Genomic DNA, 12,526 nt, shown 5'->3' with positions numbered 1-12,526 from the left:
AGGGCGAAGGCGACGGTGACGCCGCCGGCGACGATCAGGGGCGGGTGAGCTGGACGCCGAAGGGCTCGCCGGTGACGTCGACGACCCGACCGCGCAGCCAGGTGGTGCGCACGACCCCGGTGAGCGTCCGGCCCGCGTACGGGGTGACCGGGTTGCGGTGGTGCAACTCGGCGGGGTGGACGGCGAATTCACCGTCGGGGTCGAAGGCGACCAGGTCGGCGTCATGGCCGGGCGCGATGGCACCCTTGCGTCCGTCCAGGCCGACCAGCCGGGCCGGGCCGGCGGACATCCAGCCGACCAGGTCGGCGAGGGTGTGGCCGCGCCGGCGGGCCTCCGTCCAGACCGCGGGCAGACCGAGCTGGAGCGAGGCGATGCCGCCCCAGGCGGCGGCGAAGTCCCCGCTGCCGCCGCGCCCCGGCAACAGCTTGAGGTCGGGGGTGGACGGCGAGTGGTCGGAGACGACGGCAGCGAACTCGCCCGCCGCCAAGGCCTCCCAGAGCGCCTCGCGGTTGGCCTCGTCGCGGATCGGCGGACAGCACTTGAAGGCGGTGTCGCCGTCCGGGACGTACTCGGCGGCCAGGGTCAGGTAGTGCGGGCAGGTCTCGGCGGTGACCTCGACGCCGTCCGCCCGGGCCTGCCGCAGCAGCGGCAGCACGGCCGCCGAGGAGACGTGCAGGACGTGGACGCGGGCGCCGGTGCGGCGGGCGGCGTCGAGCAGCCGGACGACCGCGGCGGTCTCCGCGCCATCGGGGCGGGAGGCGAGGAAGTCCCGGTAGTGGACGCCGGGCTGCTGGGGCGCGGCGGCGAGCACGGCCGGGTCCTCGGCGTGGATGATGGCGAGCGCGCCGAGCCGGGCCTGCTCGGCCAACGCGGCTTCCAGATCGGCGGGTTCGAGGTGCGGGAACTCGTCGACGCCGCTCGGCGCGAGGAAGGACTTGAAGCCGAACACGCCCGCGCGGTGCAGGGGTTCGAGGTCGGCGAGGTTACCGGGGACGGCGCCGCCCCAGAAGCCGAGGTCGACCCAGGCCTGGCCCTCGGCGGTCTTCCGCTTGACCTCCAGCCCGGCGAGGGTGGTAGTGGGCGGCACCGAGTTGAGCGGCATGTCGACGACGGTGGTGACGCCGCCGGCCGCAGCCGCCCGGGTCGCGGTGGCGAAGCCCTCCCACTCGGTGCGGCCGGGCTCGTTGACGTGCACGTGGGTGTCGACCAGGCCGGGCAGCAGGGTGACGTCACCGAGATCGGTCACCGGCCGGCCCGGGTCGGCGACGGAGCCGGTGACGGAGCCGGTGACGGAGCCGGGACCGGTGACGGAGCCGTGCGCGGCGATCCGCTCGATCCTCCCGTCCCGGACCAGCACGTCCGCGGGTCGTTCGCCGTCCGGCAGGAACACCCGGCGGGAGCGGATCACCATGGTCTCGCCGATGGGCACAGGGAACCTCCGAAACCTCGTTGGAGCCTGGACGGAGCCTGGACATGGGGGTGGGTACGCCGAAGGATGGCCCGGAGCCTAGGACCGCCTTCAACAAAACGTCAATGGAGGAAGCCACAAGTGCCGCCGACATCCCGGGGCGGTGCTACCCGGGCAGCAGGTTCGCCGCCAGCCGCTCCCCCGCCACCTCGGCCAGCTCGCCCGCCCTGGTCAGGCCGTCGCCCGGACGCTCGCCCAACTCGCCGAGCGCGTAGGCGGCGACGAAGCCGGCCGCCCGCCACTCGCGTTCGGACAGCTCCACCCGCCCCGCCACGGCGACGACCGGGACCCCGGCCCGGGCCGCCGCCGCGGCGACGCCCGCGGGGGCCTTGCCGTGGAGCGTCTGCGCGTCCAGGCAGCCCTCGCCGGTGACGACGAGGCGTGCCCCTCGCACGGCCTCGTCGAAACCCAGCAGGTCGAGCAGGAACTCGATGCCGGGTCGCACGGTGGCACCCAGCAGGGCCAGCGCGGCGAAGCCGACCCCGCCCGCGGCCCCGGCGCCGGGAGCGTCCCGGACGTCGCGGCCGACCGCGGCGCCGACCACGTCGGCGAACCGGGTCAGACCTTCCTCCAACACCACCAGGTCCTCGCCGCTCGCGCCCTTCTGCGGGCCGTAGACGGCGGCGGCGCCGCGCGGGCCGAGCAGCGGGTTGTCGACGTCGCAGGCGACGACCAGCTCGACGCCGGCCAGCGCCCGGGCCGCCGGAGCGGGGTCGATCCGGTCCAGCCGACGCAACGCCGCGCCGCCGGGCGGCAGTTCGGCGCCGACGGCGTCGAGCAGCGGGACGCCGAGCGCCTGCACCATGCCGGCCCCGCCGTCGGTGCAGGCGCTGCCGCCGAGGCCGAGCACGATCCGCTCGGCGCCGAGGGCGACCGCGCGGGCGATCAGCTGGCCGACGCCGTAGGAGCCGGCCGCGAGCGGGGCGGTCCGGCCGGCGGGGAGCCGGGCCAGCCCGGAGGCCTGGGCCAGCTCGACGACGGCGGTGGTGCCCCGGACGGCGAACGCGGCGTCCACCGGCAGGCCGGTCGGACCGGCCACCTTGGCGGGGACCCGGGCGAACCCGGCCGCGAGGGCGGCGGCCAGGGTGCCCTCGCCGCCGTCGGCGACGGGCAGTTCGCGCACCTCGACGCCGGGGGCGGCACGACGGATGCCGACGGCGATCCGGGCGGCGGCCTCGGCCGCTTCGAGGGTGCCCTTGAACTTGTCGGGAGCTACGACCACATGGCCCTGGCGGCGGGTGGCGGGCATGGTGCGGGCCTCACTTCCGGACTGGTCTGGCGATGGTTCGTCAAGCATGGCCCCTGCGGCCACCCGGGCGGGGCTGGTCGACCGGCGGGCGGGCGGATGAGCCCCGGCCCACCCGCCGGTCGGGTCTGCGGTCTGCGGTCGGCTGACGGCTGACGGCTGACGGCTGACGGCTGACAGATTTCAGCTGTCAGATATCAGCTGACAACTTTCAGATGACAGATAACAGCTGACAGATTCTGTCATCCGTCAGCTGGCCTCCCGGTGGCGCGGGCACGACCGGACTGGTTCACGCCACCGGGAGGGATCTGGGGGGCGGCGACCGGGCGGGCTACGCCACCGCGCGGCCGGAGAGCCGCTCGACGCCGCGCAGCAGCGCCGAGTGGTCGAGGGAGCCGTCACCGTTGGCGCGGGCGGAGGCGACCAACTGGGCGACGACCGCGCCGACGGGCAGGGCGGCGCCGACGGCCCGGGCGGCCTCGGTGACGATGCCCATGTCCTTGTGGTGCAGGTCGATCCGGAAGCCGGGGGCGAACTCCCGGTCCAGCATGTTGACCTTCTTGCGGTTCAGCACGGTCGAGCCGGCCAGGCCGCCGCCGAGCACGTCCAAGGCGGCGGCGAGGTCGACACCGGCGTTCTCCAGGAACACCACGGCCTCGGCCAGCACCTGGATGTTCGCCGCCACGATCAGCTGGTTGGCGGCCTTGACGGTCTGACCGGCACCGGCCGGGCCGACGTGGACCACCGTGGTGCCGAGCACGTCGAAGAGCGGCTTGGCCTCGGCGAAGTCCTCGGCGGCGCCACCGACCATGATCGACAGCACCGCCTCGATCGCGCCCGCCTCACCGCCGGAGACCGGGGCGTCCAGGGTCCGGACGCCCTTCTCCCGGGCGGCGGCCTCGATCCTGATCGAGGTCTGCGGGGTGATGCTCGACATGTCGACGAGGAGCGTGCCCGGCCGGGCGTGCGCCAGGACGCCGCCCTCCCCCAGGACGACCTCCTCGACCTGCGGATCGGCCGGGACCATGGTGATCACCACCTCGGCGTCCCGGACCGCGTCCGCGATGCCGTCCGCGCCGTACCCGCCGGCCGCGACCAGGGCGTCGATCTGCGGCCGGGTGAGGTTGTACCCGGTGACGTGGTGGCCGGCCTTGACGAGGTTGGCGGCCATCGGGCTGCCCATGATGCCCAGGCCAATGAAGGCGATCTTGCGGCTCATCGCGTCGTTCCTTCTGTTACGTGAGAGGCATGAGGGAGCGTGAGAGGGTCTCAGGGAAGAAAGCGGATGTAAGTCAGCGAAATCGGGATAGCGAAACGTTTCAGCAGTCCGCCGCCCGGTACTCGCGCGGGAGCCACCCGAAGCTGTCGGCGCTGACGCCGCCGGACGGCCGGTACTCCAGGCCGATCCGGCCGGTGTAGCCGGCGGCGGTGAGCCGAGCGAAGAGGTCCTCGAAGTCCAGCCCGCCGGTGCCCGGCTCGTTGCGGCCGGGGGCGTCGGCGATCTGCACGTGGCCGATCCGGTCGGCATGGGTGTCGATGACGGCGGCCGGGTCCTCGCCGTTGCGGGCCAGGTGGTAGAGGTCGCAGAGGAACCGCGCGTTGCCCAGGCCGGTCGCGGCGTTCACCCGGTCCACCACCTCGACCGCGGCGGCGGCGGTGACCAGCGGGTAGTCCGGGGACTCCGGCCGGTTCAGCGCCTCGATCAGCAGGATCGCGCCGATGTCATGGGCGGCCCGCGCGGCGAGGGTGAGGTTCTCCAGCGCGAGCGCGTCCTGCTCGGCCGGGTCGACGCCGGCGACCCGGTTGCCGTACAGCGCGTTGAGCGCCGTGACCCCGAGCGAGGCGGCGAACGCGGTGGCAACCGGCAGGCTGGCCCGGAAGCGCTCCCGCTCGGACGGCACCGAGACGGTCCCCCGGGCGCCCCGGACCAGGTCGTCGAGCAGATTGAGGCCGGTGAGACGGACGCCGGCGTCCGTGAAGGTACGGCGCAGCGCGTCCAGTTCGACCTCGGCCGGGTCGTGCTCCGCGCCGAACGGCCACCACAGTTCGGCGGCGGTGAAGCCGGCGGCGGCGGCCGCGGCCGGTCGCTCCAGCAGCGGGAGTTCGCCGAACAGGATCGACAGGTTGACCGTGAAGCCGTGCCGCGAGGCGGCGCTCCCATCGGCGGGTACGTCGGCGGTCACATCGGCGGCCACGTCCATCACCTCGTGTCTCCGGATCTCTCTTCCACCATCCACGACTTCCGCAACTTCCACGATGCGAAAGCTGGATTCTGTCTGGCGAAAGCATCTCCACCCACCGGAAGACTGTCAAGGAGCCTGCAACAAATCGTTGAAGCACTCGCCCCTGACCGCCCGAACCCCGCTCGCTAGAGTGAGCGGGTGCGATTGATGGTGGAGTTCACGACGGAACCGTTCGAGCTGGACGCGTTCCCGCCGCATGCCGCGGCGGCCCGCAAGGCGGTCGACGAGGCCGGCCTGGCCGTCTCGGTCGGCCCGTTCGGCACCGGCGCCGAAGGCACGGCGGACCAGGTCCTGGCCGCCGTGACCAAGCTGCTCCGGGAGAGCCTGGACGCCGGCGCGACCCGGATATCGGTCCAGGTCAGCGTCCTCGACGAGGCCGAGGCCGACACCGGAGCCGACGCCCCCGCGGCCCCCGAGGAGGGCGGTACGCCGTGACCTCGCACGTGGAACACCCGCTCGCCGCGGCGATCAAGCCGCTGCTGGACGCGGTCGGCGCGACCCCCGTCCCGCTGGACGAGGCGAAGCCCGAGGACGTCGTCCTGGAGTGGGCGGGCGAGCGCGCACTGGCCGTCCGACTCCCCCACCTGAACAGCGCACTGGAGCGCCTGCTGGCCGAGATGGCCCGCCAGTTCGACGGCCGGCCGCTGGCCGAGCTGGACCGCGGGGACAAGCAGCGCGTCGTCGCCCTCCTGGAGGAACGCGGCGCCTTCACCGTCCGCCACGGCGTCGAGACCGTCGCGACCGCCCTCGGCGTGAGCCGCTTCACGGTCTACAACTACCTGAACCGGCAGGACGGTTCGAAGTCCGGCTGAGGCAGGGCGGGCACGGCAGGGCACCCGGGGCTCTCGTGAAAACGCGGCCACCAACAGTTCAACAAAGTGTTGACGGCCTGATCCCGCCGATCTAGCTTGTGCGGGTGGCACCACTCCCCAGGAGGTCCACCCGTGAACGACCACCCCCATGCCCTTGACGCCCTGGCGGCGGCCGACGCCGCCGGGCTGCGGGCGATCCTGCTGGAGGTCTGTTCCAGCCCCGGTTGGGCCGACGCCGTCGCGGCGACCCGCCCGTGGGCCGACCGCCAGTCCCTGCTCGACGCCAACGCGGCGGCCACCGCCGCGCTCGGCGCCGCCGACCTGCACGACGCGATGGCCGGCCACGCCCGGATCGGCTCGCCCACCCCGGGCGACGCCACGTCCGAGCGGGAGCAGTCCGGTGTCCGCGGGGCCGGCCCGGCCCTGCTGGACGAACTGCGCCGGGCCAACGCCGCCTACGAGGCCAAGTTCGGCCACGTGTTCCTGATCTGCGCCACCGGCCGTACCGCGGCCACCATGCTCGCCGCCCTGCGCGAACGCCAGCCGCACACCCCCGCGGCCGAGGCGGAGGTCGTCCGGGGCGAGCTGCGCAAGATCAACGACATCCGCATCAACCGCCTGCTCGACGAGAACTGACGTACCGTCAGATCAGTCGCGACACAGCGACACAGCGTCACAACCCTCGGCAGCGTCACCACCGCCATCAGTGAGGTCAGCACACCCATGACCGGCATCTCCACCCATGTGCTCGATACCAGCCTCGGCCGTCCGGCCGAAGGCGTCCCGGTCGAGCTCGCACTGCACACCGAGGACGGCTGGCAGGTGCTCGGCACCTCCGCCACGGACTCCGACGGCCGGGTCAAGGACCTGCCGGCCGTGGACGCGGTCTCGGACTCTGGCTCTGGCTCGGGCTCGGTCGTCCGACTGCTCTTCGACACCGCCGCGTACCACGCGCGGACGTCCGCGGAACCGCCGTTCTTCCCCGAGGTCTCGATCGTCTTCACGGTCGCGCCCGCGCAGCACCACTACCACGTACCGCTGCTGCTGAACCCGTTCGGTTACTCGGTCTACCGCGGAAGCTAGACCGCCCGATTGACAGGAGAGCCACGCGATGGCCCACGTGCTCGGTCAGAACCAGTACGGCAAGGCGGAGAACCGCATCGTCCGCGTCTACCGCGACTCCACCCGCCACGAGATCAAGGACCTGAACGTCTCGGTGGCCCTCTCCGGCGAGTTCGAGGACGTCCACCTCACCGGGTCGAACGCCAACTGCCTGCCCACCGACACCACCAAGAACACCGTGTACGCCTTCGCCAAGGAGCACGGCATCGAGTCGGCCGAGGCCTTCGGCATCACCCTGGCCCGGCACTTCGTCGACGACACCGCCCCCGTGCACCGCGCCCGGATCCGGATCGAGGAGTACGCCTGGGAGCGGATCCGCACCCCCGACAGCGAGGCCCGCTTCATCGGCTCCGAGGAGGTCGGGCACTCCTTCGTCCGCAGCGGCCAGGAGGTCCGCACCACCGAGGTCGTCTACGACGGCGAGTCCGTCCGGGTGATCTCCGGCCTCAAGGACCTGGTCGTGCTGAACTCCACCAACTCCGAGTTCTGGGGGTACATCAAGGACCGGTACACCACCCTCCAGGAGGCCTACGACCGGATCCTCGCCACCCAGGTCACCGCCCGGTGGAAGTACGGCTTCACCGGCCGCGCGGACGAGGCCGAGCCGGCGTGGAACCGCTGCTACACCCAGGTCCGGCGGCACCTGCTGGAGGCCTTCGCCGAGACCTACTCGTACTCGCTGCAGCAGACCCTGCACGCGATGGGCACCCGGGTCCTCGACCAGCGCGCCGAGGTGGACGAGGTCCGGCTCGAACTGCCCAACAAGCACCACTTCCTGGTCGACCTGGAGCCGTTCGGCCTCAAGAACGAGAACGAGGTCTACTACGCCGCCGACCGGATGTACGGCCTCATCGAGGGCACCGTGCACCGCGAGGGCGTCGTCCCGGTCATCCCGGTCGCCTGATCCCCCAGCACCGCCCCGTCACCAGCACCACCCGTTCTCTCCACCCCCACCCATCGGAGACCGTGCCCGGTTCAGGGCGGCCGGCCCGGGGAGCCGGAGGGACACCCCGAGGGACCCTCGCACCGCCGTCCCGCCCTCGGGAGACCTCCAGCGTCACGGGCGCGCCGAGAGCCGAGGCACAGGAGGGGCTCGACATGGCACCCAGCAGCACCGACAGCGCCGACAGCACCGGCAGCGACAACAGCGCTGACGGCAACAACCGCGCTGACGGCACCGACAGCACCGACGGCGGTTCCACCCCGGCAGCAGGCCCTGCCGGAAGCACGGCGGTCCACCCCGTGGACCAGCTGCTGCCCCCGGTGAGGCTCCTCACCAGCGGGCTCCAGCACGTCGCCGCGATGTACGCGGGGGTCGTCGCTCCCCCGCTCATCGTCGGCGCCGGCGTGGGCCTCTCCCCCGCCGAACTCGCCCTGCTCATCTCGGCCAGCCTGTTCACCGCCGGACTGGCCACCCTGCTCCAGACCGTCGGCGTCTGGCGGATCGGCGCCCGGCTGCCGTTCGTGAACGGCGTCTCGTTCGCCGGCGTCGCCCCGATGATCGCCATCGCGAAGGAGCACGGGCCCGAGGACGCCCTCCCGGTGATCTTCGGCGCGGTGATCGTCGCGGGGAGCCTCTGCCTGTTCGCGGCGCCGTACTTCTGCAAGCTGATCAGGTTCTTCCCGCCGGTCGTCCAGGGCACCGTGATCACCCTCATCGGGGTGTCCCTGCTCCCGGTGGCCGTCAACTGGGCGCGCGGCGGCTCGCCGGGCGCCCCCGGGTACGGCTCCGCCCGGGCCGTCGGACTCGCCGCGCTCACCCTCGGCGCGGTCGTCCTCGGCAACCGGCTGCTGCGCGGCTTCTGGCAGCAGCTGTCCCTGCTCGTCGGCTTGGCGGTCGGCACCCTGGCCGCCTTCCCGCTCGGGCTGGCCGACTTCGGCGCCGTCCGGGAGGCCCGGATCTTCGCCCTGCCCTCGCCGTTCCACTTCGGCACGCCGGTGTTCGACGCCGCCGCCATCGCCTCGCTCTGCATCGTCATGGTGGTCTCGATGACCGAGTCCACCGCCGACATGCTCGCCCTCGGCCGGATCGTCGACCGCGAGGCCGACGAGAAGACCCTCGCCGCCGGTCTGCGGGCCGACGGACTGGCCACCGCGGTCAGCCCGGTCTTCAACGGCTTCGCGGCCAGCGCCTTCGCCCAGAACATCGGGCTGGTGGCGCTGACCGGGATCCGCAGCCGCTACGTGGTCGCCACCGGCGGCGGGCTGCTGGTGCTGCTCGGGCTCTTCCCGGTGCTCGGCGCGGTCGTCTCGCTGGTGCCGCAGCCCGTCCTGGGCGGCGCCGGGATCGTGCTCTTCGGCACGGTCGCGGCCAGCGGCATCCGCACCCTCGCGGAGGCCGGCCTGGAGTCCGGCGGCAACACCCTGCTGGTGTCGGTCTCGCTCGGCGTGGGCATCGTCCCGATCGCCGCGCCGACCTTCTACGACGCGTTCCCGGAGGCCGCCCGCACCCTGCTGCACTCCGGGATATCGGCCGGCTGCGTGGCGGCCGTCCTGCTCAACCTGCTCTTCCACCACCTCGGCACCGCCCGGCCGGACGGCCGCTCGGCCGCGGCCCGGACCGACCACCGCCCCGCCGCCGACGGACCACCCGAGGCGACGCTGCCCACCGCGACACCGTCCTGACCCACCGTCCTGCCCCGCCGGGCGGGCCCACCGCCCCCCACCACCACACACACGCCCGCCCGGCCGTCCCTCCCTCGCCCTTGGAGCCCCCTCATGGCAGTCCAGCCCCCACCCGCCGACCAGCGGATCGTCATCGAGAACGCCGCGATCGCCACCGTCGACGCGAACGACACCGAGTACGCCCGCGGCCACGTGGTCGTCCTCGGCAACCGGATCGAGACGGTCGGCGACGGCCCCGCCCCGGACTGGCTGGACAACGTGGTGCGCCGGATCAACGCCGAGGGCCACCTCGTCACCCCCGGCCTGGTCAACACCCACCACCACTTCTACCAGTGGATCACCCGCGGCCTCGCCCAGGACAGCATCCTGTTCGACTGGCTGGTCGCCCTCTACCCGACCTGGGCCCGGATCGACGACCGGCTCGTGCACGCCGCCGCCCAGGGCTCCGCCGCCGCGCTGCTCAAGTCCGGCTGCACCACCGCCGCCGACCACCACTACGTCTTCCCGAAGGACGGCGGCGACATCCTCGGCGCCGAGATCGAGGCCGTCCGGGAGCTGGGTCTGCGGTTCACCGCGCTGCGCGGCTCGATGGACCGCGGCCGGAAGGACGGCGGCCTGCCCCCGGACCACGCGGTCGAGGACCTCGACACCATCCTCGCCGCCTCCGAGGAGGCCGTCGACCGGTACCACGACCCCTCCCCCGACGCGATGCTGCGGATCGCCCTCGCGCCCTGCTCGCCGTTCTCGGTCTCCACCCGGCTGCTGCGCGAGTCCGCCGAGCTCGCTCGCCGCAAGGGCGTCCGGCTGCACACCCACGGCTCCGAGACGGCCGAGGAGGAGGCGTTCTGCAAGGAGCTGTTCGGGATGGGCCCGACCGACTACTTCGAGTCGGTCGGCTGGCTGGGCGAGGACGTCTGGATGGCGCACTGCGTCCACATGAACGACTCCGACATCGCCAAGTTCGCCGAGACCGGCACCGGCGTCGCGCACTGCCCGTCCTCCAACGCCCGCCTGGCCGCCGGGATCGCGCGGGTCCCGGACATGCTGGCGGCCGGGGTCCCGGTCGGCCTCGGCGTCGACGGCACCGCCTCCAACGAGTCCGGCGAACTCGGCACCGAGCTGCGCAACGCCCTGCTGATCAACCGGCTGCACGGCTCCCCGACCGCGCTCACCGCCCGCCAGGCGCTGCGCCTGGGCACCATGGGCGGCGCCCGGGTGCTCGGCCGGCAGCACGAGCTCGGCTCGATCGAGGCCGGCAAGCTCGCCGACCTGGCGCTCTGGAAGGTCGACGGCGTCATGCACTCCTCGATCGCCGACCCGGTCGCCGCCCTCACCCTCGGCGCGCTGCCGCCGCTGGCCGTCCTGCTGGTCAACGGCAACGCGGTGGTCGAACACGGGCGGCTGACGACGGTGCACGAGGACCGGATCGCCCGGGCCTGCGCCCGCGCCGCCAAGGAGCTCGCCGCCCGGCCGGTCTGACGAACCCCGAGACTCCGGGCCGCCCCTGGGACGGCGCGCCGCCCGGACTCCGCCGACCGCGCACCGGGGCCTCCGGGGAGCGGCCGACGGAGCACTGCCCCGGACCCACGGCGAGGGTCCGGGGCAGCGGCGCGCCGTCGGACGGGCCCGTCCGGCGCCGGCTCCCACCCCCGTGGGGCGCCGACACCGTCCGGACCCGCCGCGACCGCCGATCCAGCGCGGCTCGACCCGACGCGGCTCAGGCCGTGCGGACCGCCTTCACCGCGGCCCCGCGCACCGCCGGCAGCAGGGCGGGCCCGGCCAGCGCGAACACCCCCGCCAGCACCACCCAGCCCGCCGCCCCGTGGTCCACCGCCGTCAGCGTGATCACCAGCGGGCCGATCACGTGCGCGCCCGCCTGCCCGCTCATGAACACCCCCTGGTACTCGCCGTGCGCCCGTGGGTCCGCCAGGTCCAGGCTGAGCGTCCAGCCGCCGGCCGAGGTCAGCAGCTCGCCGAGGGTGTGCACGAACGCCCCGGCGAGGATCGTCGCGGCCGCCGCCCAGGCCGGACCGTACTGCGCCGCCGCGTACACCAGGCACCCGCCCGCCAGCAGCAGCGCCCCGCGCGCACAGGCCCGCGCGGCCGACGGGACGTCGGTGACGCCCCGGCTCGCCCGCACCTGGAACAGCACCACCAGCAGGCAGTTGACCACGTTCACCGCCGCGACCATCGCGGCCGGCGCCTCGGTGGAGAGCACGATCCACAGCGGCAACCCGACTGACAGCACCGCGAGTTGCAGCTCCAGCACCGCGTGCAGCACGGTGACCACCAGGTACCGCCGGTCCCGCAGCGCCGTCCGGCGCCCGCCCGGCGCGGCGTCCGCCCCACCTGCTCCGCCGTCGGAGTCATCCGAGGCGACCGGCGCCGGCGCGGGGACGGGCAGCCCGACCAGCAGCGCCGCCACCGCCAGGAAGCTCACCGCGTCCAGCACCAGCACCGTCACGTACCCGGCGTACGAGTCGGCCTGCAGGACGAGCGCGGCACCGGCCGAGCCGGCCACCAGGCCCGCGTTCATCACCGACCGCAGCAGCGCCCGGGTCCGGACCTGGCCCTCGGCCGGCAGCGCCCGGGCGATCAGCGCGCTGCGCACCGCGACCGCCCCGCGTTCCAGCACGGTGGCCACGCAGGCCAGCACCACGAACGCCACGAAGGAGTGCACGAAGGCGTAGCCGAGCAGGGCGACCGCCTGGAGCGGCCCGACCACGAGCAGCAGCCGCTTGGTCCCGACCCGGTCGGCGAGCCGGCCCATCGGCACCCCGGCGAACACCCCGCAGACGCCCGCGACGGTCAGCCCGAGCGCCACCGAACCGGGCGTCAGGCCGATGGACCGGGTGAAGAACAGCACGTTCACGGTGACGAAGAGCCCGTCCCCGACGGAGTTCACCAGGCTCATCAGGACGAGCCGGCGCAGCAGCGGGTCGGCCGGCAGCAGGCGGCCGAGGGCATGCGGGGGCCGCGCCGGGGAGGTCGTGGAGGTCATGGGAGTAGG

At 73.7% G+C, this 12,526-nt stretch carries 12 protein-coding genes; 7 read left to right on the top strand and 5 right to left on the bottom strand.

Going from position 1 to position 12,526, the window contains the following annotated elements:
* Window positions 1-34 precede the first annotated feature (34 nt).
* From allB to AB0N76_RS21775, 4 genes are all read right to left on the bottom strand, one after another.
* Window positions 35-1,411, bottom strand: coding sequence for an allantoinase AllB (gene allB, locus AB0N76_RS21790; protein ID WP_363559312.1), 1,377 nt, complete (start codon window positions 1,409-1,411; stop codon window positions 35-37).
* Between the two features lie 163 nt (window positions 1,412-1,574).
* Window positions 1,575-2,717, bottom strand: coding sequence for a glycerate kinase (locus tag AB0N76_RS21785; protein ID WP_363559262.1), 1,143 nt, complete (start codon window positions 2,715-2,717; stop codon window positions 1,575-1,577).
* A 328-nt stretch (window positions 2,718-3,045) separates the two neighbouring features.
* Window positions 3,046-3,933, bottom strand: coding sequence for a 2-hydroxy-3-oxopropionate reductase (locus tag AB0N76_RS21780; RefSeq protein WP_363559260.1), 888 nt, complete (start codon window positions 3,931-3,933; stop codon window positions 3,046-3,048).
* Between the two features lie 100 nt (window positions 3,934-4,033).
* Entirely contained in the window at window positions 4,034-4,909 is an 876-nt protein-coding gene (locus AB0N76_RS21775) for a TIM barrel protein (RefSeq protein WP_363559258.1), read from the bottom strand.
* Window positions 4,910-5,095: 186 nt separating this feature from the next.
* On the opposite strand from AB0N76_RS21775, the gene AB0N76_RS21770 reads away from it, so the two are divergent.
* The 7 genes from AB0N76_RS21770 to AB0N76_RS21740 all read left to right on the top strand — a co-directional run bounded on the left by AB0N76_RS21770 (window position 5,096) and on the right by AB0N76_RS21740 (window position 10,995).
* Window positions 5,096-5,392, top strand: coding sequence for a thiamine-binding protein (locus AB0N76_RS21770; protein ID WP_363559256.1), 297 nt, complete (start codon window positions 5,096-5,098; stop codon window positions 5,390-5,392).
* Entirely contained in the window at window positions 5,389-5,769 is a 381-nt protein-coding gene (locus AB0N76_RS21765; protein ID WP_363559254.1) for a helix-turn-helix domain-containing protein, read from the top strand. Before AB0N76_RS21770 ends, AB0N76_RS21765 begins: the two co-directional genes overlap by 4 nt.
* Before the next feature lie 132 nt (window positions 5,770-5,901).
* The gene (uraD, locus tag AB0N76_RS21760) at window positions 5,902-6,405 is read left to right on the top strand and encodes a 2-oxo-4-hydroxy-4-carboxy-5-ureidoimidazoline decarboxylase (protein ID WP_363559252.1); all 504 of its coding nucleotides are present in this window, start codon (window positions 5,902-5,904) and stop codon (window positions 6,403-6,405) included.
* Between the two features lie 87 nt (window positions 6,406-6,492).
* Entirely contained in the window at window positions 6,493-6,852 is a 360-nt protein-coding gene (gene uraH, locus AB0N76_RS21755) for a hydroxyisourate hydrolase (RefSeq protein WP_363559250.1), read from the top strand.
* Between the two features lie 28 nt (window positions 6,853-6,880).
* A complete protein-coding gene (gene pucL, locus AB0N76_RS21750) occupies window positions 6,881-7,795 on the top strand; it encodes a factor-independent urate hydroxylase (protein ID WP_363559248.1) in 915 nt (304 codons plus the stop codon).
* A gap of 194 nt (window positions 7,796-7,989) precedes the next feature.
* Complete coding sequence (locus tag AB0N76_RS21745) at window positions 7,990-9,516, top strand: nucleobase:cation symporter-2 family protein (RefSeq protein WP_363559246.1); 1,527 nt, start codon at window positions 7,990-7,992, stop codon at window positions 9,514-9,516.
* A 93-nt stretch (window positions 9,517-9,609) separates the two neighbouring features.
* Entirely contained in the window at window positions 9,610-10,995 is a 1,386-nt protein-coding gene (locus tag AB0N76_RS21740) for an 8-oxoguanine deaminase (RefSeq protein WP_363559244.1), read from the top strand.
* Window positions 10,996-11,233: 238 nt separating this feature from the next.
* Here the strand turns inward: AB0N76_RS21740 and AB0N76_RS21735 are convergent, their stop codons facing one another.
* Complete coding sequence (locus AB0N76_RS21735) at window positions 11,234-12,517, bottom strand: MFS transporter (protein WP_363559242.1); 1,284 nt, start codon at window positions 12,515-12,517, stop codon at window positions 11,234-11,236.
* Window positions 12,518-12,526 lie beyond the last annotated feature (9 nt).

This window comes from Kitasatospora sp. NPDC093806 (assembly GCF_040683335.1).
GTDB lineage: Bacteria > Actinomycetota > Actinomycetes > Streptomycetales > Streptomycetaceae > Kitasatospora.
This window is presented reverse-complemented; position numbering and strand designations above follow the sequence as displayed.

Excerpts from the sequence above, each read along its gene's own strand:
- allB (WP_363559312.1), bottom strand. The coding sequence starts at position 1,411 with ATGGTGATCCGCTCCCGCCGGGTGTTCCTGCCGGACGGCGAACGACCC.
- AB0N76_RS21740 (WP_363559244.1), top strand. The coding sequence starts at position 9,610 with ATGGCAGTCCAGCCCCCACCCGCCGACCAGCGGATCGTCATCGAGAAC.
- uraH (WP_363559250.1), top strand. The coding sequence starts at position 6,493 with ATGACCGGCATCTCCACCCATGTGCTCGATACCAGCCTCGGCCGTCCG.
- AB0N76_RS21745 (WP_363559246.1), top strand. The coding sequence starts at position 7,990 with ATGGCACCCAGCAGCACCGACAGCGCCGACAGCACCGGCAGCGACAAC.
- AB0N76_RS21780 (WP_363559260.1), bottom strand. The coding sequence starts at position 3,933 with ATGAGCCGCAAGATCGCCTTCATTGGCCTGGGCATCATGGGCAGCCCG.
- pucL (WP_363559248.1), top strand. The coding sequence starts at position 6,881 with ATGGCCCACGTGCTCGGTCAGAACCAGTACGGCAAGGCGGAGAACCGC.
- AB0N76_RS21735 (WP_363559242.1), bottom strand. The coding sequence starts at position 12,517 with ATGACCTCCACGACCTCCCCGGCGCGGCCCCCGCATGCCCTCGGCCGC.
- AB0N76_RS21785 (WP_363559262.1), bottom strand. The coding sequence starts at position 2,717 with ATGCCCGCCACCCGCCGCCAGGGCCATGTGGTCGTAGCTCCCGACAAG.